Source organism: Stenotrophomonas sp. SMYL20, from assembly GCF_036320045.1.
Taxonomy (GTDB): Bacteria; Pseudomonadota; Gammaproteobacteria; order Xanthomonadales; family Xanthomonadaceae; genus Stenotrophomonas; species Stenotrophomonas maltophilia_A.
This window is the reverse complement of sequence record NZ_JAWIRT010000055.1, coordinates 1-941: the sequence shown is the minus strand read 5'-3', so window position 1 is coordinate 941 and position 941 is coordinate 1. Positions and strand designations below refer to the sequence as shown.

The 941-nt window shown below is 63.0% G+C and carries 1 protein-coding gene; it reads right to left on the bottom strand.

Annotation, left to right across the window (positions count from 1 at the left end; translation table 11 throughout):
• Nucleotides 1-941 (bottom strand): phage tail length tape measure family protein (locus V3B48_RS21305; RefSeq protein ID WP_329894414.1); only part of this gene is annotated, 941 nt, incomplete at both ends.

Sequence of the window (941 nt, the reverse complement as noted above, 5' to 3'; positions counted from 1 at the left end):
ATCCCGAGGAGACCTGTCTTGTTCTGCTTCGCGTAGTTGATCAACCCGTTCAGTCGGGCCATCTGCTCGTTGAGTGCAGCCTCGCCGGCATCCTGTACGCTTCCGCCAGCGTCTAGATTTGCGAGATCCCGGACCTTGGTAATGAAACCGGCGATCTGAACAACACCATTCGCAAGCTCACTGGACAGATTGGCCACCAGCGTGACAATGCTGTCGAATCCCTCCTTGACCTTCGGGTCCTTCAGAGTGTCGATGAGGTCGTTGACGGCAGCGGTTGCCCCCTTGAGGCTTCCGTCCTTGGCCGTGGTGATGTCATCCAGTGTATGGCCGAGCGCGGTCAGCGCGCCTCCGAAGGTATCGCGCGCCGCCAGTGCGGCGCCGGCATACGATTCCTCGAGGATCTCCAGGATCATCACCTGGGCCTCACCTTCCTTGCCGGCCTTCACCAGCTCGTCGATCGTACCGCGCACTTCCTTGGTGAAGGCTGCACCGAAGCCCTGCTGTGCCAGAGCGGCGGCGGCCTTGCTGGGCGATTCCAGGGCCCGGCCAATGGTCTCGGCCGACTGGCTGACACTGATCCCGAGACGGGCAGACTGGTCAATCACTGCCTGCATCGCGCGAGGAATGTTGGAGGACAGGATTCCCGAATAGGACAGAAGCCGGGTCTGCGCCTCGACAATCTCACCGCCGCTGAAGGTGGATTTGTCGGCGAGCGTATCGGCCATGTCCAGCAGCTGCTGGCGGGTGTACCCGGCCGCGCCGCCGGTAGAACGGATAATGGCGTCGAGCTGAGCCACCTCCTTCTCGGCCGCAATGCTGTTGCGCCCGAACTTCACCGCAACTGCGGACAGTGCGGCGACACCGACTGCAACACCAGCGGCAAGCGCCGCGCCCGCCATTCTCGCCTCGGCCTCGACCTTCTTGCGCCACTTCTCCGCCCG